This is a genomic window from Pelomonas sp. SE-A7 (assembly GCF_030345705.1).
GTDB lineage: Bacteria > Pseudomonadota > Gammaproteobacteria > Burkholderiales > Burkholderiaceae_C > JAUASW01.
In genome coordinates this window covers 655,419-679,392 of sequence record NZ_JAUASW010000002.1, presented here as the reverse complement: position 1 = coordinate 679,392, position 23,974 = coordinate 655,419, and the positions used below count along the sequence as shown (strand labels likewise).

Below are 23,974 nucleotides of genomic sequence, written 5' to 3'. Positions count from 1 at the left end.
ATGCCGACCTCTGGGGGTCAGGTGCCGGCGCCGATGCCGGTGAAGGTGGCCGTGGCGCCGCCGGCGGTCTGGGTGATGGTGCAGGCCGGCTCGTTCGTGCCGATGGCCGCGATCGCCAGGTTGGCCACGGTATAGCCGGTCGGCAGGCCGCCCTGCAGGATGTTGGGGACTTCGTTGCAGTTGCGGATCTTCACGCACTTGTTGGCGGTGACCACGTTGCCCACCACCGCGCAGCCGCCGTAGTTCAGCGACATGGCGCTGTTGGCGGCGCCGGCCACGCCTTGCAGCGCCGCCGCCTTGGCATCGCTGCCGAGGTCGAAGAACTTGGGCAGGGCCGTCGCGGCCAGCACGCCCAGGATGACGATGACGACGATCAGCTCGATCATCGTGAAGCCCTGCTGGGCGGCCTTTTGCAGATTCCTCATGGCAAGACTCCTTCTCTCTGACTTACTTGCTTCTCTTCTCGACGCCGCAGGCCGGCGACTGCTTGGATGCCGACGCCGTGGCGCAGGCGGCTTGTTCCAGGGCTGACGCGGCCCGCTCTTGCGACTGCTTGAACTGCTCGCTGGCCTTGCGGCCTTCGACGCCGACCTCGTTCAGCCGGGTCAAGGCCACACTGATCAACACCGCCGTCACTGCCGTGATGATGGCAAATTCCAGCTTGCCTGTGCCCCGTTCTCCGTGAAATCCCACCGGGCTGCTGCCGCTTCTCTTGCACGAGCGCAAGCCAAATGGCGTGCGCGCAACGCGCCTCCCTGTTGTCGGCTGGCCGGCGGCTGACTTGAAGGCTCGCATGGTCAGCGCTTCATGGCCACCCGGCCCAGATCCCAGATCGGCAGGAACACGCCCAGCGCCAGGATCAGCACCAGCACGCCCAGGAAGACGATCAGGATGGGCTCGATCTGCTGGCTCAGGGTCTTGAGCTCGTACTGCACTTCGTTGCTGTAGAGCGCGCCGACCTCCTCCAGCAGTTCGTCCAGGGCGCCGGTTTCCTCGCCCACGGCCACCATCTGCAGCACCACGGGGGTGAACACGCCGCTGGCGGCGGCCGAACGCAGGATGGAGTCGCCGCGCTCGACGCTCTCGCGCATCTTCTCGACCTTGCCCTGCATGAACTTGTTCTCGACGGTCTGTGCCACCACGGTCAGCGCCTGCTCGACCGGCACGCCGGACTTCAGCGACAGGCTCAGCGAGCGGGCCATGCGGGCCAGCATGGCCTTCTTGACGATCTTGCCGGCCAGCGGCAGCCTGAGCTTCTTCTCGTCCCACCAGAGTTCGCCGGCCGGCGTGGCGGTCCAGCGCTTCCAGCCGAAGAACGCCGCTATGCCCAGCAGCACCAGCAGCCAGCCGAATTCGATGGTGAAGTTGGAGGTGGCCAGCAGGATGCGGGTGGCCAGCGGCAGCTCGGCATTGAAGCTCTTGAACACGCCGGCGAAGGCCGGAATCACCATCACGTTGATCACCCCGATGGCGATGGCCATGGCGATGCCCACGAACATCGGATAGCGCAGGGCCGCCTTGACCTGCTGGCTCATGAAGAGCTCGAACTCCAGGTGGGTGTAGAGCCGCAGCAGCACCTCGTCGAGCCGGCCGGTCATCTCGCCCACGCGCACCAGGGCCACGTAGAAGCCGCTGAAGACGGCCGGGTGCTGGGCCAGCGAGGTGGCGAAGTCGATGCCGGATTCCAGGCTCTGGCGCAAGGCCAGCAGCGTGTCCTTGAGCCGCTGGTGGGTGGCCGACTCCTGCAGCCCGGCCAGCGCGCGCAGGATGGGCACGCCCGATCGCAGCAGCGTGTGCAGCTGGCGGCTCATCAGCATCAGGTCCACGGTGCCGACCGCCGGCAGGGTCCAGCGTTCGAACAGCTTGGACAGGCTCAGCTCGTCGGCCGAGGTCGGCGCCTTGGCCGGTGTGATCGAGACCGGCAGATGGCCGCGACCGCGCAGCACCTCGACCACTTCGGCCGGGCTGCCGGCTTCCAGCACGCCCTTGAGCAGGTCGCTGCCGCTGCGGGCGGTGTAGGCGAAATGCGGCATCGCGGCTCAGCCTCGTCGTCGCTCAATCCAGCTGGCTGGACACGCTCATGGCGTCGGCCACCGTGGTCTGGCCGGCCAGGGCCAGGGCGAGGGCTTCCTTGGCCAGCGTGCGGCCCTGCATCTGCTGGCGGGCCACGTCGGCGACCCGGTTCGGATCCTCCTGGTTGACCGCCTGGATCATGTCGCGGTCCATCTCCAGGTATTCGTAGACGCCGGTGCGGCCGCTGGTACCCGTGTGGTTGCACTTGGCGCAGCCGGGGCTGTGGCGCAGGCCGGAGAGGTCGGGGTCCATGCGGCCCGACAGTGCGCGCAGCCAGGCGGCCTCGTGCTCGTCGGGCTGGTAGGGCTGGGCGCAGGACTGGCACAGCATGCGCACCAGGCGCTGGGCCAGCACCAGCTGCAGCGAGGTGGCCACCATGAAGTGGGGCACGCCCATGTCGATCAGTCGCACCGGCGTCGAGGCCGCGTCATTGGTGTGCAGCGTGGACAGCACCATGTGGCCGGTCATGGCGGCGCGCAGGCCGATCTCGGCCGTCTCCAGGTCGCGCATTTCGCCGACCAGGATGATGTCCGGGTCCTGGCGCAGCGCGGCGCGCAGCACGCGGCCGAAGCTGAGGTCGATCTTCTCCATCACCTGCACCTGGTTGATGCCGGGCAGGCGGTATTCGACCGGGTCCTCGACCGTGATGATCTTGCGGCCGGTGCTGTTGAGCTCGTTCAGCGCCGCGTACAGCGTGGTGGTCTTGCCGCTGCCGGTGGGGCCGGTCACCAGCACCATGCCGCTGGGCTTGTGGATGGCGCGGTGGATGGCCTCCGCCACATGCGGTGGCAGGTTCAGGGCCGGCAGGCTCAGGAGGCCGCTGCTCTGGTTCAAGAGACGCATCACCACCGACTCGCCGTACTGGGTCGGCATGGTGGACAGGCGCACGTCGACCGCGCCGCTCTTGAGCTTGACCGCGAAGCGGCCGTCCTGCGGCAGTCGGCGCTCGGAGATGTCGAGGCCGGACATCAGCTTGAGCCTGAGGGCCACGGCACTGGCGATCTTGGGATCGGCCTCGGTCTGCACATGCAGCACGCCGTCGATGCGGTAGCGGATGCGCAGGTGCTTTTCCTGCGGCTCGATGTGGATGTCGGAGGCACGCACTCGCAATGCCTCCTCGAACATGGTCAGCAGCAGGCGCACCACCGGCGCGTCTTCGGCAGCCGCGGCGTTGAGGCCCAGCAGATCGCCCAGGTCGACCTCTACGCTGGCCAGCTCGGTGCCCAGCTGCTTGGCCAGGCCGGCGATCTCGCCGGCGCCCTGGTAGGCCGAGTCCATGGCGGCCAGCAGCGGCGTCTCGGCCACGACCACCAGGTCGAACTCGCGCTTGAGCAGGCGGCTGACCTCGTCGTAGGCATTGATGTCGCTGGGGTCGGCCATGCCGACCATGACCACGCCGCCGCTCTCCTGCAGCGGCAGGGCGCGCAGGCGGCGGGCCTGGACCTCGGGCAGCAGCCGCGCGATCTCGGGCCGCACGGTGCGGCGTGCCAGGTCGATGAAGGGAATGCGCAGCTGCTTGCCCAGGGCCTGGGCAATCTGCTCCTCGGTGACCCAGCCGCTGTCGATGATGACCCGGCCCAGCTTGCGGCCGCTGGTGCGCTGGCTGGCCAGGGCCTCGGTCAGCTGGTCGGCGCTGATCAGCGCCTGCTGGACCAGCAGGTCGCCTAGGCGGACTCTTTCGGGACGGGGCATGGCGTGACCTCTTACTCCGTCCTGGGCGTGCTGGCCGGGATCTGCGCCTCGGGCCAGGTGCTGCCATCGGCGGCGATCACGGTGGGCTTCATCAGGATGACCAGCTCGCGCTTCTTGTTGACGTCGGCGCTCTGGCGAAACAGGCCGCCAATCAGCGGGATCTTGGAGATGCCCGGCATGCCGCTGCGGTCGGTGCTGGTGACCTGCTGCATCAGGCCGCCGATGGCGACGATCTGGCCATCCTTGACCCGCACGATGGAATCGGTCTCGTTGACACTGGACGAGGCCAGCGGGAAACGGTAGGTGCCCAGCGTGCCCAGGTCCAGGTTCTTGGTGCGCTCGGTCACCGTGCTGATGGCAGGATGCACATGCAGGATCACATTGCCTTCGTCGTCGATCTGCGGCGTCACGTCCAGGGCGATGCCGCTGAAGAAGGGCGTCAGCGTCAGGGTCGGCGAGGCGACGGCGTTGTTGTTCGCGCCACTGGTGGTGGTCGTGGTCGAGATGCCGGTGACGAAGAGTTCGTCGGTGCCGACCTTGAGCACGGCTTTCTGGTTGTTCAGCGTGGCGATGCGCGGGCTGGACAGCACATGGGCCTTGCCCTGCGACTCCAGGAAGTTCAGGAGCGAGCTGAAGTTGCGGGTCTGCAGGGCCAGGCCGTAGAAGCCCTTGCCCAGCGGTGCCGTGCTCACGGTGCCGCCGGCCGTGACCTGGTTGCCCGCCCCGTCGGTGAAGCTGCCGTTGCTGTTCAGCGTGACGCCCGGCGCTCCTACGCCGATCGTGGCGCGCAGCCGGCCGTCCAGCAGGCTGCTGGCGAAGGCATTCCAGTTGACGCCGGCCTGGGCGTCCTCGTTCAGCTCGACCTCGATGATCTTGGCTTCCAGCATCACCTGGCGTTCGATGCTCAGCTGGATCGCCTTCAGGTATTGCTCGACCTGGCGCAGCTCGCCAGGCAGGGCTCGGACGACGATGACGCCGGCTGCCGGATTCAGCACCACGCTGCGCTTGTCGGCATTGCCGACCAGGGCGTTCAGCGAGCTCTGCACCTCGCGCCAGAAGTCGGCATCCGAGGTCATGCGCACATGGGCGGCCTCATCCTGGCGCTGGCCCTGCTGGCCGCCTTGCGACTGGGACGGCGGCTGGGTGCTGTTGCCTCCCTGGCCGTTCTGGCCGCCGGTCGACGCGGTGGTGATGGCACTGGAGGTCACGCGCAGGTCGCTGGCGCCCTGGCGGCGCCCCGGCAGGTAGTTGATCTTGAACAGCCGGGTCTGGATGGTGTTGGGCTGGACGAAGATGCGCTTGCCGGCGATGCGGAAGTCGTAGCCGTAGAGCTCGCGCAGGCTTTCCAGGGCCTCCAGGACCGTGGTGTCGCGCAGGGTCAGCGACACCTGGCCGCCGACCTCGGGCGAGACCAGCACGCTGTAGCCGGTGCCGACCGCCAGTTGCGAGAACACCTGGGTGGCCGGCGCATTGCTGACCGCCAGGTCGAAGCGCGGTTCGCTGTCAGCGGGCGGTGCGGCCAGCACCGGGCCGGCCAGGGCCAATGCCAGCGCGGCAGTGATCAGTCGGTTCTTCTTCATTGCTTGCTCTCCTTGGCGGCGCCGGCCTGCAGCTTGCGCACGTCGGGATTCAGGCGCAGCCACCGATCGGGGCCGCGGCCGGCGCGCAGCAGCACGCCGTCTTCGGTGATGGCCATGACCTGGGCATTGCCGACACGTTCGCCGACCTTGACCGGCTTGTCGTCGATCAGGGCCAGGTCGCCCAGGCGGCTGGACAGGCGCAGCGCCTGCAGCTGCGGTTCGCGCGGCACGGCGGCCGAGGCGGCGGAAGCACCGGCCACGGGGGCGCTGGCAGCGGCCGGCGGCGGGGGACGGGTAGGGTCGGCCAGCTGCGCGGCGGCCCAGCCGGGCCCCAGGGCCAGCAGCGCGCCCAGGGCGGTGCGGATCAGAGTTCCAGCCATTGCTTGTCCTGGCTCAGCGTGTAGAGGCGCAGCGTCAGCGTCAGGCGCGGATGCTGTTCGGCGTTGAGGCCCATGCCGCCCCACAACAAGCGCTGGGGCAGGGCCTGCAGCGCCTGCAAATAAGTCAGCAACTCGGCATAGCTGCCCTCGACCACCAGCTCGACGCCATGGCGGTAGAGCAGGGCGCCGCCGCCGGTGTCGACCTCGGTGCGCGGCAGGTTCTGCATGCTGCGCAGCTTCAGGCCGGCGTTCTGGCGGATCACGGCCTCAAGCACTCCGACCATCTCGTTGGCATGGACCAGCTGGCCGCCGCGGTCGGACAGGGCCGCCTCGGCCTGGCGCAGCCGCTGCTGCCAGTCCTGCAGCTCCCGGACCTGGGCCTGGACCTTCTCACCCAGCTGCTGCTGGCGCAGGCCCAGGGCCTGGTGCAATTGGGCGGCCGCGGCGGCGGCCTGCTGGTGCTGGGCGGTCTGGGCCTTCCATTCCTTGTAAGCCGGGCTCAGCCAGAAGCTGTCGGCAAGCAGCAGCAGGACCGCCAGGGCCGCTCCCAGCATCAGCACGCGCTCGCGCTGGGGTCTCGCGTCAAAGCGTTCCAGCCAGGCCTTCATGGTTTTGCTCCCTCGACCGCGGCCTGCAACTGGAATTCGCTGAACGACTCACCCGCCTTGACATTGAGCTGGGCAAAGCTGCGGCCGCGGAACAGCGGCTCCTCGTTCAGCCGGCGCAGGTATTCGGGCAGGGCACGGGCGTCCAGCATGCGGCCGTGGACCTCCAGCTGGCCATCGGGCAAGACCTTGAAGCCGGTGATCCACAACTGCCCGCCCCCCCGCGCCGCCTGGCGCGACAGGGCCAGCAGGTAGTCGGCATAGCCCCGGGTGCTGCCGGCGCTGCCGCCTTGCAGGACCTGCTGCAGCTGACCCAGCGCCGCCACTTCCTGGCGCAGCGATTCGAGCTGGCGGGCCTGGGCTTCGGCTGCGGCTTGCTGTGGCAGCGGCGTTGCAAGCTGGGCCTGCAGCGGCCGCAGCTGCTGCTGCAGGGCCAAGGCTTCACGGGCCTCGCCGGCAGCGGCCCAGCGCAGGCCCAGTCCGGCCGCCAGCACGGCGGCGATCAGCAGGGCCGCGGCCACCAGACCCTGGACGGCGGTGTAGCGTGCCTTGGGCGGCAGCAGGCTGGCGTCAAGGAGGTTGATGTGCTGAGGGCTGAGGCTCATCGCGTCTCACCCCTCAGCGCGGCACCCACCGCGATCAGGTACTGGGCCAGCAGCCGCGGATCGGCCAGCTCGGGCGCGGCCGACAGGTCCAATGCGGCCCCTGGCTCCAGCGCCAGCACCGGCACATAGAGCAGCTCGCGCACATAGGCCATGAAATCTTCCAGCACCTGGCCCGGCGCGACCAGCACGCGGCTCAGACTGACCTGGGTGAAGCTGCGCTCGAAGCCGTCCAGCGTGCGCTGCAGTTCCAGGCTGGTGCGTTCGAAGGCCTGCTGGCGGACATCGGGGTCGGCATGGCCCAGCGTGGCCAGGCTGGCCTCCATCTGGCGCGACAGCAGCAGCTCGCCGCCGGCCGTGACCACCAGGCAGCTGTGGCCCTCACCCACATGCAGCAGGGCCTGGCCGCGGCCGGGCTCTTCCAGCAAGGCGGAGATGTTGCGCAGCGCGGTCTCGGCCACGTCGATGGCGGTCAGCGGCGTGCCGGCCTGGGTGGCCTGCTGCACCAGGGGCAGCACCAGGGCACGCGGCGCGGCCACGGCGATCAGGCCGGGCTTACGGCGCTGGCCCTGGTCGGCCGGGATCTCCAGCACGTCCAGCGCTGCCGTGTCGACCGGGAAGTCCACCCGTTCCTGCAGCATCCAGCGCGTGGCGTCCTTCCAGTCGGCCCGCGGCACATCGGGCGCTTCCAGCGTCACCAGCTGGTACTGACCGCGCTCCAGCAGCTCGACCACGCGGTGCTGGTGCAGCCCACGGCTGGCTTTCAGCTCCTTGAGGGCGGCGGCCGGCGTGGACCAGTCCTGCTGGGCAATCCATTGCAGGCGCGGCGGTGCGTCGGCGCGCGTTTCCACACAGGCCAGTCGGGCCTGGTCCTGGTGGGGAGCCAGGGCGACCCAGCCAGCACGTTGAGATTGACGACCAAAGAGGGGCACAGCAGAGGATCCGCGCGGTTATTGGCCTATTGTCGAAGCCGACCCTGCCGCCGCCGGGCAGGAAGTGGGGGGAATGTCACACCCAGTCCTGCCTTGGCCTGGGGCACGTTGCGGGTCCGTGACAGTCGCACAGGCCACTCAGATCGGTTCTTTGCGCAGCCAGCGCTCCAGCTGGTCGGAGGGCACCGGACGCGCGAACAGGTAGCCCTGACCCTCCTGGCAACCCAGGGCCAGCAGTTGCTGGCGCTGTTCTTCGGTCTCGATGCCTTCGGCAATCACGCGAAGGCCCAGGCCACGGCCGAGGTTGATCACCATCTGGGCGATGGTGGAGCCGGCGCTGGAGACTTGCGCCTCGCGCACGAAGGCGCGGTCGATCTTGAGCCGGTCGACCTCGAGCTGACGCAACTGGCTCAGGGACGAGAAGCCGGTGCCGAAGTCATCGATGGCCACGGTGGCGCCGGCCCGCTTGATCGCGGCCAGCAGGCTCATCACCAGGTCGGCGTCTTCCATGGCCATGGACTCGGTGATTTCCAGTTCGAGGTTGGCCGGATTGACGCCGCTGTCGCGCAGGGCGCCGTTCAGCGTGTCGATGAAGCCAGCGTGGCGGAACTGGGCCAGCGAGACGTTGACGCACATGCGGAAGTCGGCATAGCCCTGGTCCTCCAGCCGCTTGAGCTGGTGGCAGGCGGTGCGCAGCACGAATTCGCCGATGCTGATGATCAGACCGCTCTGCTCGGCCAGCGGGATGAACTGGTCGGGCGGCACGAACTTGCCGTCCTCGGTGCGCCAGCGCAGCAGGGCCTCGGCGCCGATCGGGCTGGCATTGGCCAGCTCGACCTGGGGCTGGTAGACCACGAACAGGCGGTTGTCCTCGAAGCCGGCGCGCAGGCCCTTGAGCAGCTTGAAGCGCTCGCGCGCATCGGTGCCCATGGCGGAAGAGAAGTACTGCGAGCTGCCGCGGTGCTGCTGCTTGGCGCGCTTCAGCGCGATCTGGGCATCGAGCAACAGCTCGGAGCCGACCGAGGAGGATTCGGACAGCCGCACCAGGCCGGTGGTGGCCGAGAGCTGCAGCCTTTCGCCCTCGACTTCGAAGGGCTCGGTGAACACCCGGCCGATGGAGCCGCCGTTGACCGTGCTCTCCGGGCCCAGCAGGCCGAAGGCGTCGGCCGCGACGCGGGCCATCGAGGTGTTGAAGCCCAGCATGGCCGACATGCGGCCGACCACGGCCTGCAGCACCTGGTCGCCGAAATGGTGGCCGAAGGCGTCGTTGATGTCGGAGAAGTCGTCGATGTCGATCAGGGCCAGGCAGATGCCCTGCGGATCCTGCAGGTTGCGCTCCATCAGCTCGATGAAGCGCGTGCGGTTGGGCAGGTGCAGCAGCTGGTCGTTGTAGGCCTGGTCCAGCAACTGGCCGTACAGCAGCACGTTCTCCAGGCCGACCACGATGTTGGCCGAGAAGGCGCGCAGAAGATGGGTCTCGACCCGGTCGAGCTCGCGGCCCAGGTCGACCATGGCGACCATGGCCCGTCCGTTGGACAGGCCGAGGTAGAGGCTGAGCCCGGTGTCCTCGACCTGCGTCTCGCGCTGGTTGATGCAGCGTTGCAGCCGTTGGCGGACTTCTTCCACCGGCACCGCCGTCAGCGCGGTGTCCCGCAGGTTGTTGTATTGACCGGTGGCCGCCAGCACCCGCCAGCCGCTGCCGGTGTCGTCGTTCATCTGGGCGCAGACCAGGCCGGCAGGCAGCACGCCCAGCACATGGCACAGCTGGTTCAGCACGCCCTCGGCGAAATGCAACAGCCCGCGCAGGCGGCTCAGCTCGGTGCTGGCCTCGACGATCATTTCCAGGCCATGGCGGGCCGATTCCAGTGCCTGGATTTGGCGGTACGAGCGGATCGCCGCGGTCAGCACCGTGTAAAGCCGGGTGCGGGTCAGCTCGGACTTGGTCTTGTAGTCGTTGATGTCGAAGGCCCGGACCGTCTCGATCTCGGGCGCATAGCCGGGCTGGCCGGTGCGCAGCACGATGCGCACCGCATGCTGGTCCAGCTCCTGGCGTATGCAGCGCACCAGCTGCAGGCCGGCGTCCTCGCTCTCCATCACCACGTCCAGCAGCACGACGGCAAGGTCGTGCTCGCGCTCCATCAGCTCGCGGGCCTGGGAGGCCGAACTGGCATGCAGGAACTGCAGCGGACGACCCTCGACCTCAAGCCCCTGCATGGCCAGCTCGGTGGCCTTGTGGACGTCGCTGTCATCGTCGACGATCAGCACCCGCCAGGGGTGGGCAGCCTCGCCCGGTGAACCCGATTCGTCCCCTTCAAGGAACTCCAGCACATCGTCGTCGCCAGGACTGTCGCGGTTCTCGAGGCTGTGTTGATCGGACATGAGGCTTCCGTGGTCGTCCCCGGGTAAGGGACGGACTGCTTGCTATCGGCACCGGACCGGCTTCCTGTTCCGGCTACTCGGCGCATGCGCTGAGCTAGACGATAGGGCCAATCGGGTGATCATTTCACAGGGCTTGCCCGCATGAAAGCACAAAACCCACAGTCGCGGGCGGGCGGATTGGGCCTTGGCAGCCTGCAAGCCAGGCAAACCTGCCCCTTGGGGAAGGGGCTCAGCGGGGTTTCTTGACGCGTGTCGTGCTCTTGGCGCCGCCCGTCTCCCGCGGTGGCAGGCCGGTGTGCTGGGTCAGCATGCGGCCGCGCGGCGGCCGGGCCGGGCTCATCTCGGCCTTGCCGGCCGGCTTGGCCAGCGAGGTCTTGCTGCCGGTGGCCGTGGAGTTCTTGCGGCGGGCGCTCTCGTAGCTGCCGTCGGTGCTCGGCTGGAAGGTCGGGATCAGGTGGTGCTTGCCGTTGCCTATCAGGTCGGAGCGGCCCAGCTCCTTCAGCGCCTCGCGCAGCAGCGGCCAGTTGTTCGGGTCGTGATACCGCAGGAAGGCCTTGTGCAGCCGGCGGCGGCGCTCGCCGCGGACGATGTCCACCGTCTCGCTGTCGCGCGTGACCTTGCGCAGCGGGTTCTTGTTCGTGTGGTACATCGCCGTGGCCGTGGCCATGGGGCTGGGGTAGAAGGTCTGGACCTGGTCGGCGCGGAAGCCGTTGCGCTTGAGCCAGATCGCCAGGTTCATCATGTCCTCGTCCGAGGTGCCCGGGTGGGCGGCGATGAAGTAGGGGATCAGGTACTGCTTCTTGCCGGCCGCCTCGCTGGCCTGCTCGAACAGCTGCTTGAAGCGGTCGTAGGTGCCAATGCCCGGCTTCATCATCTTGGACAGCGGGCCGCCCTCGGTGTGCTCGGGGGCGATCTTCAGGTAGCCGCCCACGTGGTGGGTGACCAGCTCCTTGATGTACTCGGGGCTCTTGATCGCCAGGTCGTAGCGCAGGCCCGAGCCGATCAGGATCTTCTTGACGCCCGGCAAGGCGCGGGCCCGGCGGTACATCTTGATCAGGGGGCCGTGGTCGGTCTTGAGGTTCTGGCAGATGTCCGGGTAGACGCAGCTGGGCTTGCGGCAGGCGGCCTCGATCTCGGGGCTCTTGCAGCCGATCCGGTACATGTTGGCCGTGGGGCCGCCCAGGTCGGAGACCACGCCGGTGAAGCCCTTGACCTTGTCGCGGATCTCCTCGATCTCGCGGATCACCGAGTCTTCGCTGCGGCTCTGGATGATGCGGCCTTCATGCTCGGTGATCGAGCAGAAGGTGCAGCCCCCGAAGCAGCCGCGCATGATGTTGACGCTGAAGCGGATCATTTCCCAGGCCGGGATCTTGGTCGCTCCGTCATGGCCACCGGTCTCGTCCGCATAGGCCGGATGGGGCGAGCGGGCATAGGGTAGGTCGAACACATGGTCCATCTCGGCCGTCGTCAGCGGGATGGGTGGCGGATTGATCCAGAGGTCGCGGTCGCCATGGCGCTGCACCAGGGCGCGGGCGTTGCCGGGGTTGGTTTCCAGGTGCAGCACCCGGTTGGCATGGGCGTAGAGCACTGGGTCGGCACGCACCTGCTCGTAGTCGGGCAGGCGTATCACCGTCTGCTCCCGCGGCGGCAGGGCCAGCTTGCCGGTGCGGTGGATGGTGATGGGCTTGGGGGCGTCGGCCGCCCCAGGCGCAGCCGGCGTGGCGCAGCTGCCGCCCTGGTCGGCGGCCGTCTCGTCAATCGTCTGGTAGGGGCTGATCAGCTCGTCGACCCGGCCCGGCGTGTCGACCGAAGTGGAGTCCAGCTGGAACCAGTCGGCCAGGTCGGCATGGTCGTCGCGGCGCATGAAGGCGGTGCCGCGGATGTCGGTCAGGCTGTGGATGTGCTGGCGCTGGGCCAGGCGGTGGGCGATCTCGACGATGGCGCGCTCGGCATTGCCGTAGACCAGCAGCTCGGCCTTGGCGTCCACCAGGATGGAGCGGCGCACCTTGTCCTGCCAGTAGTCGTAATGGGCGATGCGGCGCAGGCTGGCCTCGATGCCGCCAATCACCACCGGCACCTCGCTCCAGGCTTCCTTGCAGCGCTGGGTGTAGACCAGGGTCGCGCGGTCCGGCCGCTTGCCGCCTTCGCCGCCGGGCGTGTAGGCGTCGTCCGAGCGGATCTTCCGGTCGGCCGTGTAGCGGTTGATCATGGAATCCATGTTGCCGGCCGCCACGCCGAAGAACAGGTTCGGCTTGCCCAGCGCCTTGAAGGCGTCGGCGCTCTGCCAGTCGGGCTGGGCAATGATGCCCACGCGGAAGCCCTGGGCCTCCAGCGTCCGGCCAATGACCGCCATGCCGAAGCTGGGGTGGTCCACATAGGCGTCGCCGGTGACGATGATGATGTCGCAGCTGTCCCAGCCGAGCAGGTCCATTTCCTGCCGGCTCATGGGCAGGAACGGGGCCGGCCCGAAACGCTTGGCCCAGAACGGGCGGTAGGCGGTCAGGGCCTTGGCGGCCTTGGGTGGGGTGATGGCGATATGGGCGGACACGGCTTGGGCTCTTTCGCGTAACCCGCTATTGTCCTTGACTACGGGCAAACCCGGTCAGCTTCAAGGGCCTTGGCCCTCGTCGGCCAGTGATTTAGTTGGACGGAAGCTGCTGCGCGGCCGAGCGCCGGCAGAATCCCTGCTGGCCCAGGCGGGCTTTTTCATCCGCCGTCAGCGGTGGCAGCAGCGGCGTGGCCTTCTGGGACAGGCTGGTCAGGAAGCCCTCGACCGAGGCCTGACCCACCGCCACCAGGTCGAAGGCGCCCGGCTCGAGGATCCACTGGTGCAGCAGTCCATCGACCAGGGCCACCAGCGCGATCGCGGCCATCTCGGCGTTCGTTCCCTTGGGCAGCACGCCTTCGGTCACGGCAAGGTCGAAGGCGGCGCGGTTCTGTGCCCGCCAGTCGCGGTGGGCATCCAGCTTGCGCAGGTGCAGGCCCTGCATCTCGCCGGTGTACTCGACCTTGGTCATGGCGATCTCGAAGACCCGCCGGGTGCGCTCGTTGTGCTGGGCCGAATGGAAGACATTGACCAGGCCGAAGCGCAGCTCGGCCAGGCTGAGTACCGGCTCGGGCTCTGTCGCCTCTATCGGCTGCATGCCTTCTTCCAGCGGCATCGTGGCCCGGTCCATCATGGCCTCGAACAGCTCGGCCTTGTCCTTGAAGTGCCAGTAGATGGCGCCGCGAGTGACTTGTGCCTCTTCGGCAATCTGCTGCAAGGATGTGCTGGCCACACCCTTGGCATGGAACAGCCGCTCGGCGGCATCGATGATGCCCGAGCGGGTTTCCTGCGCTTCCTGTTTGGTCTTGCGAGCCATGGCCCCGAATTGTACGGGGTTAAACATACATACGCGAATGTATGTATATACTCCGGGCCAACCCTAGCTCCCCGCCCTGGACCTGTCGAAACTGGCCGGTCCGGCCCGTCGTCTGGTTGATCGAGAAGAAACCCGTCAAGGACACCATGCACACCGCCCCCCAACAACAAGCCCTCGGCCTGCGCGCGCAGGCTCTTTACCTGCTGCCCCTGGTGATCGCCGTGGCCGCCGCCCTGACCGGCTGCGGTGGTGGCGCCCAGGCGCAAGGCCATGGCGGCGGCATGCCGCCTCCGGCCGTCGGCGTGGTGACTACGGCCCTGCAGCCGGTGGCCCTGCAGACCGAGCTGCCCGGCCGGGTCGAGGCGATCCGCACTGCCCAGGTCCGGGCCCGAGTCAACGGCGTGGTGCTGAAGCGCCTGTTCACGGAAGGCGCCGAGGTCAAGGCCGGCCAGGCCTTGTTCCAGATTGATCCGGCGCCCTACCAGGCCGCCATGGAAAGCGCCCAGGCCCAACTGGCTAAGGCGCAAGCCAACCTGAGCCAGGCCGCCGCCCAGGCCGAGCGCAACAAGCCACTGGTCGAGAGCCGGGCGATCAGCCAGCAGGAATATGTGGCCAGCGTGGCTGCGGCCAAGGCGGCCGAGGCCGACGTGGCCGGCGCCAAGGCGGCGGTCACCAATGCCAGGCTGGGCCTGGACTACGCACACGTCAGCGCGCCCATCTCGGGCCGCATCGGCCGCGCCCTGGTCAGCGAAGGCCAGCTGGTCAGCGCCGCCGAGGCCACGCAGCTGGCGCTGATCCAGCAGACCGGCAGCGTCTACGTCAACTTCACCCAGTCGGCGAACGAGGTGCAGGCCCTGCGCCGCGCGCTGGCCAAGGGCCAGGTCAAGGCCGCCAATGCCGCGCCGGTGCGCGTGGTGCTGGAAGACGGCAGCGAGCTGGCCAAGCCCGGCAAGCTGCTGTTCACCGACCTCAGTGTGGACGCCACCTCGGGCCAGGTGCAGCTGCGCGCCGAAGTGCCGAATGTCGATGGCCAGCTGCTGCCCGGCCAGTACGTGCGGGTGCGCCTGGCCCAGGCCGAGCTGCCCCAGGGCATCCTGCTGCCGCAGCAGGCCGTGACCCGCGGTGCCACCGGCGACACCGTCCTCGTGGTAGGCGCCGACAGCAAGCCCCAGCCGCGCACGGTCAAGGTGTCGCAGGCCGTTGGCAACCAGTGGCTGGTGGTCGATGGCCTCAAGGCCGGCGAGCAGGTCATTGCCGACGGCTTCCAGAAGATGTTCGTGCCTGGCGCGCCGGTGAAGCCGGTGCCCTGGACGCCGGCCGGCTCTGCCTCCGCCGCCCCGGCCGCCAGCAAGTAAACAAGCAGGGAACGACTCAACATGGCCCGCTTCTTCATTGATCGCCCGGTCTTCGCCTGGGTGATCGCGCTGTTCGTCCTGGTGTTCGGGGCGGTCGCGATCACCAAGCTGCCGGTGGCGCAGTACCCCACGGTCGCACCGCCTTCGCTGGTGATCTCGGCCTTCTATCCCGGTGCCTCGGCCAAGACCCTGGACGAGAGCGTGCTCTCGGTCATCGAACTGGAGCTCAACGGCGCGCCCGGCCTCGCCTACATGGAATCGGTCAGCCAAGCCAATGGCAGTGGCGCGATCACCGTGACTTTCGAGCCCGGCACCAACATCGACCTGGCCCAGGTCGAGATCCAGAACCGCCTGGGCCGCGCCGCGCCGCGCCTGCCGGCGGCGGTGACCCAGCAGGGCGTGCGGGTCGACAAGGCCCGCAACAACTTCCTGCTGTTCGTCACGCTGTCGAGCAAGAACGGCAGCATGGACCCGGTGGCGCTGGGCGACTACGCCGCCCGCAACATCATTCCCGAGCTGCAGCGCGTTCAGGGCGTGGGCCAGGCCCAGCTGTTCGGCACCGAGCGCGCCATGCGCATCTGGCTGGACCCGGCCAAGCTGCTGTCCTTCAACATCAGCCCGCTCGAGGTGAACAACGCGATCCGCGCCCAGAACTCCCTGGTGCCGGCCGGCGTGCTGGGCGACCTGCCCAACCTGACCAGCCAGACCATGTCGGCCACCATCGTGGTCAAGGGCCAGCTGGACAACGTCGACCAGTTCAAGAACATCGTGCTGCGCGCCAACGCCGACGGATCGACCGTGCGGCTCAAGGACGTGGCCAAGGTGGAGTTGGGCGGCCAGGGCTACGGCACCTATTCGCGCCTGAACGGCAAGCCCTCGACCGGCATCGGCGTGCAGCTCTCGCCCAGCGGCAACGCGCTGGCCACGGCCACCGCGATCAAGGACCGCATGGCCGAGCTGCGGGCCTATTTCCCCGAAGGCGTGATCTACGAGATCCCGTACGACTCGTCCAAGTTCGTCAAGATCTCGATCACCCAGGTGGTCGAGACCCTGGCCGAGGCCATCGTGCTGGTGTTCCTGGTGATGTTCCTGTTCCTGCAGAACTGGCGCTACACCCTGATCCCGACCCTGGTCGTGCCGGTGGCCCTGCTCGGCACCTTCGCCATCATGCTGGGCCTGGGTTTCTCCATCAACGTGCTGACCCTGTTCGGCATGGTGCTGGCCATCGGCATCCTGGTGGACGATGCCATCGTGGTGGTGGAGAACGTCGAACGCATCATGAGCGAGGAGGGGCTGTCGCCCCGCGATGCCACGATCAAGGCCATGGGCCAGATCTCGGGCGCCATCATCGGCATTACCGTGGTCCTGGTCTCGGTCTTCGTGCCCATGGCCTTCTTCGCCGGCTCGGTGGGCAATATCTACCGCCAGTTCTCGCTGGCCATGGTGGCCTCGATGTTGCTGTCGGCCGTGATGGCGCTGAGCCTCACGCCGGCCCTGTGTGCCACCCTGCTCAAGCCGGTCGAGGCCGGCCACCACCATGCCAAGGGCGGCTTCTTCGGCTGGTTCAATCGCGGCTTCTCGCGCACCGCCAAGGGCTACGAGGGCTGGGTCGCCAAGCTGCTGCCGCGCGCCGGCCGCCTGCTGCTGGTCTACCTGGGCCTGGCGATTGCCGTCGGCGTGCTCTACACCCGGCTGCCGACCTCCTTCCTGCCCAATGAAGACCAGGGCTACCTGATCGTCAACGTGCAGCTGCCGCCGGGCGCCACCTCCAACCGCACGCAGGACGCGGTGGCCGAGGTCGAGAAGTTCTTCCTGGCCCAGCCCGAAGTGCAGGCCACCATTGGCGTGATCGGCTTCTCGTTCTCGGGTCAGGGCCAGAACGCCGCCCTGGTGTTCGTGCCGCTCAAGCCCTGGGACGAGCGCCATGGCCCCGAACACAGTGCCCAGGCGCTGGCCGGCCGCGCCTTCGGTGCGCTGATGGCGGTTCGCGATGCCTTCATCTTCCCGCTGTCGCCACCGCCCATCCCCGAGCTGGGCACGGCCACCGGCTTCGCCCTGCGCCTGCAGGACCGCGCCGGCCTGGGCCACGAGGCCCTGCTGAATGCGCGCAACCAGCTGATGGGCATGGCCTCGCAGAGCAAGCTGATCACCGGCATGCGTCCCGACGGTCTGGAAGATGCGCCGCAGCTGCAGATCGATGTGGACCGTGACAAGGCGGCCGCGCTGGGCGTCAGCTTCGACAACATCGCCGCCGTGCTGGGCACGAATCTGGGCTCGGCCTATGTGAACGACTTCCCCAACCAGGGACGTCTGCAGCGTGTGGTCGTGCAGGCAGACGCGGCTGCCCGCATGCAGCCGGAGGATCTGCTCAAGCTGAACGTCTCGAACAGCCGCGGCCAGAGCGTGCCGCTCTCGAGCTTCGCCTCGACTCGCTGGATCACCGGCCAGATGCAGGCCGTGCGCTACAACGGTTATCCGGCCATGCGCCTGGCCGGCGACGCCGCGCCCGGTGCCTCAACCGGCGATGCGATGAAGGAGCTGGAGGCCATGGTCGCCAAGCTGCCGGCCGGCATTGGCTTCGAATGGACCGGCCTGTCGCGCGAGGAGAAGATCTCCGGCTCGCAGGCCGGCATCCTGCTGGCGTTCTCGCTGCTGGCGGTGTTCCTGTGCCTGGGCGCGCTGTACGAGAGCTGGAGCATTCCGGTCGCCGTGCTGCTCGTGGTGCCGCTGGGCCTGCTGGGTGCGGTGCTGGGCGCCACGCTGCGCGGCCTGCCGAACGACGTGTATTTCAAGGTCGGCCTGATCGCCATCATCGGCCTCTCGGCCAAGAACGCGATCCTGATCGTGGAGTTCGCCAAGGACCTGCAGGCCCAGGGCAAGAGCCTGGTGGCCGCTGTGCTGGAGGCCTGCCACCTGCGCTTCCGCCCCATCATCATGACCTCGTTCGCCTTCATCCTGGGCGTGATGCCCCTGGTGTTCGCCACCGGCGCCGGCTCGGCCAGCCAGCGCGCCATCGGCACCGGCGTGATGTACGGCATGGTCTCGGCCACGGTGCTGGCCGTGCTCTTCGTGCCCATCTTCTTCCTGGTCGTCAGGCGCATCTTCAAGGGCAGCGAGCGGCAACAGCGCTTCGCTGCCGAGCATGCCCATGTGATGACGACCGCGACCGAGACCCCCAAGGAGGGCCACTGAAAATGGCTGCCCATCAATTCACGATGACGAGAATCACGGCCCTGGCGACGGCCTTGCTGCTGGCCGGCTGCGTCAACCTGGCGCCCGATCATCAGCGGCCGGCGGCGCCGGTGGCGGCGGAGTTCCCGCAGGCCTCGGCCAGCGAAGGCACGGCCGCCCGCTCGCTCGCCTGGCAGCAGTTCTATGCTGGTGACGAGCGCCTGCAAGCCCTGATCGAACTGGCGCTGAAGAACAACCGCGACCTGCGTGTTGCGCTGCTCAACGTCGAGCAGGCCCGTGCGCTGGCCCGGGTGTCGGACGCGAACCGCTGGCCCACCGTGGCGGCCGGTTTCGTCAACAGCCGCACGCCGGGCAAGGACAACACGATCACCGCCGCCTACCAGGCCGGCCTGCAGATCAATGCCTATGAGCTGGACCTGTTCGGCAAGCTGAAGAACCAGGGTGATGCCGCCACGGCCCGCTACCTGGCGTCCAGCGAAGGCGCCCGCGCGGCCCAGATCGCGTTGGTGGCCGGCGTGGCTTCCAGCCACCTGGCCCTGCAGGCCGACGAAGAGCTGCTGCAACTCGCCCGCTCGACCGCTGCCACGCGTACCGACAGCCTGCGGCTGACCCGCCAGAAGTACGAGGCCGGCGTGGCCTCCGCGCTGGAACTGGCCGGCGCCGAGTCGGCCCTGGGCGCCGCCCAGGTCGCCCTGGCCGCGGCCGAACGCCAGCGCGCCCAGGACGAGAACGCCCTGGTGCTGCTGGTCGGCCAGCCGCTGCCGGCTTCGCTGCCGGCCGTCGGCAAGGCGGCGCTGCCGGATCTGCCGGTGGGCATTCCCTCCGAAGTGCTGACTCTGCGTCCCGACGTGCTGCAGGCCGAAGGCATGCTCCGCGCCGCTTCGGCCAATATCGGCGCGGCCCGTGCGGCTTTCTTCCCCAGCATTGCGCTGACCACCAGCCTGGGCACGGCCAGCTCGCATCTGTCCGATCTGTTCAGCAACACGGCCTGGAGCTTTGTCGGCCAGGCCCTGCTGCCCATCTTCGATGCCGGTCGCAACCAGGCCAACCTGGACTCGGCCAAGGCAGCCCAGGACATGGCCGTGGCCCAGTACGAGAAGGCGGTGCAGACCGCCTTCCGCGAGGTGGCCGATGCACTCGCCGGCCGCGCCACCTTGGGCACGCAGCTGCAGGCCCAGCAGAAGCAGTCGGAGGCCGAGCAACAGCGCCTGAAGCTGGTGCAGCTGCGCTTCAGCAACGGCGCCTCCAGCAGCCTGGAGCTGCTCGATGCCCAGCGCGCAAGCTTCGCGGCACAACTGGCCCTGGTCCAGGTTCGCCTGGCCCAGCAGCTCAATGCTGTGCAGCTCTACAAAGCCCTGGGCGGCGGAGCTTCCGCCAGCTGAGGCTCAGTCAGGACTCGCGGCAGGCCGGCCATTCGCCCTTGGGCGCTTCGGTCCGGCCCAGCCGGCAGAGCTCCAGCCAGTAGCCCCGCATGAACTCTGGGTAGCGGCTCGCAAAGGGCTTGCTCGCCACCGAGTAATACCAGGCCATCAGCACCGGCGGTTCCAGCCGTTGCAGCTTCTTGAGGATGTCGGGTGGCTGGCTCGAGATCGCGGCCTCGGGCAGCACGGCCGCCAGGTGACGGCCGCTCAGCAGCTTGTTCATTGCGTTGGGTGTGTCGACGGCTCGGTCAACCGGCCAGCCGCGCTCGCGGGCCAGGTCTTCGATGGCCCGCACCGGCGAGATGCCTATGCTCAGGTCCGCCGGACCGACGAGCTGCCTGCCGTCCCATTTGACGCGCTGCTCCCCGGCCAGGACGTAGAGCGAGTAGGCGGTGCGGAAGAAGCCAAGACCCGCGTCCGGAGCACCTTTGGCCATGGGCAGCACGCCCTGGTCATGCAGTTCCGGATTCGGGAGGGAGACGGCCCAGATGTCGATATTGCCCTGCTCGAGCTCGACCCGGCCGCGGCGAATGGGCATGCGCTCGAAGCTGTAGCCGGGATTGCAGGCGCTGCGGCCCATGGCCATGCGGATCCAGTCGACCAGCTTGCCCTCGGGTGGCGCGCCCCTTTCTACGGCCAGCACCAGCGGCGCCAGTTCGTAGTCGATGATGCCTATCCGCACCTGGGTCGGACAGGGGCCCGCCGACAGGGCCGGCAGGCAGGCGAGGCCCAGCAGCAGGCCGGGCACTTTCGCGAGTAGCTTCATTGAGTCCGATGCTCGCAGCCCGCAGGGGTGCTTGCACCGGGGTTTTCGATAGCGCGAGGCTTAGTGGGTCTGGGCCCAGTCCTGGCCTTCGCGGACCGCATAGCGCAGAGCGGCGCGGCGGCTTTCGAAGCGCGGCACGAAGCGCAGAACACGGTCATGACTGGCCTGGCCCTGACCCGAACGGATCGAGACCGAGGCGGTGTAGCCGCCGTCGCCGGTCGGCTTGCTCATCGGTGAGACAAGGTAACGCCCCACCTCAATGCTCTTGTATTGCATTGTTTTTCCTTGAGGTGTGCGCCTTGATGGAGAAGGCTTTCTGACAGCCATCCGTCTTGGCGCGGATTGGTTTTGATGTTTGCCGCTTACGAGGCCAGCGGCGGGGCCTGAAGTGGGTGGCGCTCCCGCGCCACCGTGCGAAGCGGCTGGATTACAGCGGCTTGATGTTCGCAGCCTGCAGGCCCTTGGGGCCTTGCTTGACTTCGAACTCGACCTGCTGGTTTTCGGCCAGGGTACGGAAGCCGCCGCCGTTGCGGATTTCGCTATGGTGGGCGAACAGGTCCTTGCCGCCGTCAGCGGGGGTGATGAAGCCGAAGCCCTTGCCGTCGTCGAACCACTTCACGGTGCCGGTCTGGATGGTCATGAGAGTTTCCTTAGAAAAACGAAAAAGATGGACAAACACTCCGCGGCCCGACGGGTCGGCGGAGACAGAAACACTCAAGAGCAGTCAGACGGGGAGTTTGAAACTGAAGCGAGCCGCTCGCGCGAAGATCGGTATGCGGGGCTGCAATTCGAAGACCTTGTGAAAACGGTCTTTCGTGGTTCTATGGGGGCGCAATGTAACACAGCGCCCCAAGTCCCTCAGGCCGCGAGGACTTCCACCGGCACGCCGCTGAGCACGGCATTGCCCGAAAGCGGATCGCGCTCGGCCTCACTCAGCAGGGAATTCATGTTGACGCCGGGCCGTTCGCCGGCCAGCGACAAGCGCATGCCCGGCAGGTCATGGCCCCAGCCATGCGGCAGGCAGACCACGCCCGGCATCAGGCCGGCATCGAACTGCACCGGCACGCGCAGCTCGGCGCCGCGGGCGCGCACCAGGGCATCACTGCCTTCGGCAATGCCGCGCTGCTGAGCGTCCTGTGGATGGACGAGCAAGGTGCAGCGCTGCGGTCCCTTGGCCAGCACCGGCAGGTTGTGCATCCAGCTGTTGCCGGAGCGCATGTCGCGCCGGCCTATCAGCAGCAGGCCCTCGTTCGCCTCCGGCAGCTGCAGCCGCGAGAGTTCATCCAGCAGCAGCGGCGGCGCGAGCTCGATGCAACCCGAGGGCGTGCGCAGGATTTCCGGGATGCGCGGCTGCAGCGGGCCCAGGTCGATGCCGCCTTCGGCCGCCTTGATCCTGGCGAGATTGAGCCCGTCCGGCTTGAGGCCGAAGCGGTCTCCGTAGGGGCCGCTGCGGATGGCCAGGTCGATCAGGCGCTCGGGCCCGCGCTGGTCGCCCAGGGCCTTCAGCACCGCCTCGGCATGCTCGCCGGCAAAGCGCTTCACGTCGGCGGCGATGGCCTCGTCGTCGAGCTGCTGCGGATCGACATCGAGCCCACGGCCCTCGACCAGGGCGGCCAGCCGCAACAGGGTCTGCCATTCCTCGGGCTGGTCCTCGGCCTTGGCAAACACCGGGCCGGAGAAGCGCGCATGGTTGCGGAACGAGAGCTGCGGGAACGCCATGTCGTAGTGCAGATCCTCCAGCGGCGACAGACCCGGCAGGATCACGTCGGCATGGCGGCTGGTCTCGTTCAGGTAGATGTCCAGGCTCAGCATGAAATCCAGGCTGTCCAGGGCCTTGGCCAAGCGCGCGCCGTTGGGTGCCGACAGCACCGGATTCGCGGCCATCGCGATCAGGGCCCGCACCTGGCCGGTGCCGGGCGTCTCGATTTCCTCGGCCAGCACGGTGATCGGCAGCTCGCCGAACACTTCAGGCGCATCGGACACGCGGCTGCGGCGTCGGCCAGTCGCCACGCCCTTGCCGCTGCCCGGCTTGCCGGCCGTGTTGGCGGCAAAGGCCGCGGCCTTGGGGAACATCATGCCGCCCGGCCGGTCCAGGTGGCCGCTCAGCACATTGAGCACGTCAACCAGCCAGCTGTTGAGCGTGCCGTGGCGCTGGGTGCAGGTGCCAATGCGACCATAGACCGCGCCGGCCTTGGCGCCGGCGAGCTCGCGGGCCAGACGACGCTGGACCTCGGCCGCGACGCCGCAGCCCTCGGCCATGCGCTCGGGCGTGAAGGGCTGGATCGCGGCCTGCAGTTCATCGAGCCCGTTCAGGTGCTCGGACCAACGGCCCGGCTTGGCCAGGCCTTCGTCGAACAGGGTGTTGACCAGGCCCAGCAACAGGAACACGTCGCCGCCCGGCTTGATGAACAAATGCTCGTCGGCCGCTGCCGCGGTCTCGGTGCGGCGCGGATCGACCACCAGGATGCGGCCGCCACGCGCGCGCATCGCCTTGGCCTTGCCGCGGTAGTCGGGCACGGTCCAGAGGCTGCCGTTGCTGACCATGGGGTTGGCGCCCAGCATCAGCAGCCAGTCGCAGCGCTCGATGTCGGGCACGGGGATGCTGAGCCAGTGGCCGAACATCAGGCCGCTGGAAAGCTGCTTGGGCATCTGGTCCAGCGTCGAGGCACTGAACACATTGCGCGTGCCCAGGGCCTTCACCAGGCGCGGGAAATAGGCCAGCAGGCTGATCTTGTGGGCGCTCGGATTGCCGGCCACGGCGGCCACTGAATCAGGGCCGTGTTGCTGCAACACAGGCAGCAGCCGGCTTTCGACCTCGGCGAAGGCCTCGTCCCAGCTGGCCTCGACGAAGACACCCTCGCGCTTGATCAGCGGCTGGCGCAGCCGGTCGGGGTCTTCATGCAGGTCCTTCAGCGAGGTGCCCTTGGGGCAGATGAAGCCCTGGCTGAAGACGTCTTGCGCCGCGCCGCGGATGGAGACGACCTGCCGGCCCTCGGTGCGGACTTCGAGGCCGCAGCAGGCTTCGCACAGCGGGCAGATGCGGTAGTGGGTGCTGGACATCGGCAGGCCTCCATGGGGTCTGCCGATTGTGGGCCGCTTGCCGCCCGCGCGCAGGTCGCGCGGGCGACAGCGTCTCAGCGCAGCTTGAGGAAGGCGACCGGGCGTGGCCGTTCATCGATAGGCTGGTCCCATTCGTCGCGGAAGACGATCTCGAAGGCGAAGCGCTCGGGGGCGCCGCCCTTCTTGCAGTCCAGGTTGCGCATGGCCTTGCGGATCGCCGGATAGTAGTCGCGAGGTCCGCCGGACGAACGGATCTCGCCGGGCCGGCCCTCGCTCAGCGTGAACTCCACGTAGACCGTGCCGTCCTTCTGGATGCGGTACCAGTCGTGGCCCAGGGCCACGGGCAGCTTGTCGGCGATGGTCGGGCAGTTCTCGGTCACGTCGTAGCGAGGCTGCTGCGTTTTCTGCGAGCTGATCTCTACGCGCTGCAGCTCGCTTTGCGGAGGTTCGGCCAGGGCGGCCGGGACGAAGAGGGTCAGGGCCGGGGCCAGCAGCAGGCCGGCCCGCCCGATGGCGTGCAGATTCATGATGGGACTCCTGTTCTTCTTGCCTGAGGTGGAGACGAGGTGGGACCG

The 23,974-nt window shown here is 68.2% G+C and carries 20 protein-coding genes; 3 read left to right on the top strand and 17 right to left on the bottom strand.

The genetic code is table 11. The features are described from left to right. Positions 1-17 precede the first annotated feature (17 nt). The 12 genes from QT382_RS17070 to QT382_RS17015 all read right to left on the bottom strand — a co-directional run bounded on the left by QT382_RS17070 (position 18) and on the right by QT382_RS17015 (position 13,605). Positions 18-425: a type II secretion system protein gene (locus tag QT382_RS17070; RefSeq protein ID WP_289255284.1), complete on the bottom strand. Its 408-nt coding sequence runs from the start codon at positions 423-425 to the stop codon at positions 18-20. A gap of 22 nt (positions 426-447) precedes the next feature. Next, on the bottom strand, positions 448-795 hold the full coding sequence (locus QT382_RS17065; RefSeq protein ID WP_289255283.1) for a hypothetical protein: 348 nt from the start codon (positions 793-795) through the stop codon (positions 448-450). Positions 796-797: 2 nt separating this feature from the next. Further along, positions 798-2,033, bottom strand: a complete 1,236-nt coding sequence (locus tag QT382_RS17060) for a type II secretion system F family protein (RefSeq protein ID WP_289255282.1) — start codon at positions 2,031-2,033, stop codon at positions 798-800. 22 nt (positions 2,034-2,055) lie between these two features. Further along, positions 2,056-3,765 carry a GspE/PulE family protein gene (locus tag QT382_RS17055; RefSeq protein WP_289255281.1) on the bottom strand — a complete coding sequence of 570 codons (1,710 nt, stop codon included), beginning with the start codon at positions 3,763-3,765 and terminating at the stop codon, positions 2,056-2,058. An 11-nt stretch (positions 3,766-3,776) separates the two neighbouring features. Then, a complete protein-coding gene (gene mshL, locus QT382_RS17050; protein WP_289255280.1) occupies positions 3,777-5,345 on the bottom strand; it encodes a pilus (MSHA type) biogenesis protein MshL in 1,569 nt (522 codons plus the stop codon). Further along, positions 5,342-5,725: a hypothetical protein gene (locus tag QT382_RS17045; protein ID WP_289255279.1), complete on the bottom strand. Its 384-nt coding sequence runs from the start codon at positions 5,723-5,725 to the stop codon at positions 5,342-5,344. The genes mshL and QT382_RS17045 overlap by 4 nt, the downstream gene beginning before the upstream one ends. Then, positions 5,710-6,333, bottom strand: a complete 624-nt coding sequence (locus QT382_RS17040) for a type 4a pilus biogenesis protein PilO (protein ID WP_289255278.1) — start codon at positions 6,331-6,333, stop codon at positions 5,710-5,712. Before QT382_RS17040 ends, QT382_RS17045 begins: the two co-directional genes overlap by 16 nt. After that, positions 6,330-6,935, bottom strand: coding sequence for a PilN domain-containing protein (locus QT382_RS17035; protein WP_289255277.1), 606 nt, complete (start codon positions 6,933-6,935; stop codon positions 6,330-6,332). The genes QT382_RS17040 and QT382_RS17035 overlap by 4 nt, the downstream gene beginning before the upstream one ends. Next, entirely contained in the window at positions 6,932-7,783 is an 852-nt protein-coding gene (gene pilM, locus QT382_RS17030) for a type IV pilus biogenesis protein PilM (protein ID WP_289255276.1), read from the bottom strand. Before pilM ends, QT382_RS17035 begins: the two co-directional genes overlap by 4 nt. Positions 7,784-8,002: 219 nt before the next feature. Continuing rightward, complete coding sequence (locus tag QT382_RS17025) at positions 8,003-10,243, bottom strand: GGDEF/EAL domain-containing response regulator (RefSeq protein WP_289255275.1); 2,241 nt, start codon at positions 10,241-10,243, stop codon at positions 8,003-8,005. 229 nt (positions 10,244-10,472) lie between these two features. Beyond that, on the bottom strand, positions 10,473-12,791 hold the full coding sequence (locus QT382_RS17020; RefSeq protein ID WP_289255274.1) for a YgiQ family radical SAM protein: 2,319 nt from the start codon (positions 12,789-12,791) through the stop codon (positions 10,473-10,475). Between the two features lie 91 nt (positions 12,792-12,882). Continuing rightward, positions 12,883-13,605: a TetR family transcriptional regulator gene (locus QT382_RS17015; RefSeq protein ID WP_289255273.1), complete on the bottom strand. Its 723-nt coding sequence runs from the start codon at positions 13,603-13,605 to the stop codon at positions 12,883-12,885. Positions 13,606-13,751: 146 nt separating this feature from the next. Between QT382_RS17015 and QT382_RS17010 the strand changes: the two genes are divergently transcribed. The 3 genes from QT382_RS17010 to QT382_RS17000 are packed head-to-tail and all read left to right on the top strand — an operon-like array spanning position 13,752 to position 19,534. Continuing rightward, entirely contained in the window at positions 13,752-14,960 is a 1,209-nt protein-coding gene (locus tag QT382_RS17010; RefSeq protein WP_289255272.1) for an efflux RND transporter periplasmic adaptor subunit, read from the top strand. A 21-nt stretch (positions 14,961-14,981) separates the two neighbouring features. Beyond that, the gene (locus tag QT382_RS17005; protein WP_289255271.1) at positions 14,982-18,152 is read left to right on the top strand and encodes an efflux RND transporter permease subunit; all 3,171 of its coding nucleotides are present in this window, start codon (positions 14,982-14,984) and stop codon (positions 18,150-18,152) included. Between the two features lie 23 nt (positions 18,153-18,175). Beyond that, a complete protein-coding gene (locus QT382_RS17000) occupies positions 18,176-19,534 on the top strand; it encodes an efflux transporter outer membrane subunit (protein WP_289255270.1) in 1,359 nt (452 codons plus the stop codon). Between the two features lie 7 nt (positions 19,535-19,541). On the opposite strand, the gene QT382_RS16995 is transcribed toward QT382_RS17000, so the two are convergent. The 5 genes from QT382_RS16995 to QT382_RS16975 all read right to left on the bottom strand — a co-directional run bounded on the left by QT382_RS16995 (position 19,542) and on the right by QT382_RS16975 (position 23,926). Continuing rightward, positions 19,542-20,339 (bottom strand): type 2 periplasmic-binding domain-containing protein, encoded by a 798-nt coding sequence (locus QT382_RS16995; RefSeq protein ID WP_289255269.1) that lies wholly within the window; start codon positions 20,337-20,339, stop codon positions 19,542-19,544. Between the two features lie 60 nt (positions 20,340-20,399). Beyond that, complete coding sequence (locus tag QT382_RS16990) at positions 20,400-20,615, bottom strand: hypothetical protein (protein WP_289255268.1); 216 nt, start codon at positions 20,613-20,615, stop codon at positions 20,400-20,402. Between the two features lie 151 nt (positions 20,616-20,766). After that, positions 20,767-20,973 (bottom strand): cold-shock protein, encoded by a 207-nt coding sequence (locus QT382_RS16985; protein ID WP_289255489.1) that lies wholly within the window; start codon positions 20,971-20,973, stop codon positions 20,767-20,769. 224 nt (positions 20,974-21,197) lie between these two features. After that, positions 21,198-23,399: a molybdopterin-dependent oxidoreductase gene (locus QT382_RS16980; protein ID WP_289255267.1), complete on the bottom strand. Its 2,202-nt coding sequence runs from the start codon at positions 23,397-23,399 to the stop codon at positions 21,198-21,200. 74 nt (positions 23,400-23,473) lie between these two features. Then, a complete protein-coding gene (locus tag QT382_RS16975) occupies positions 23,474-23,926 on the bottom strand; it encodes a hypothetical protein (protein ID WP_289255266.1) in 453 nt (150 codons plus the stop codon). Positions 23,927-23,974 lie beyond the last annotated feature (48 nt).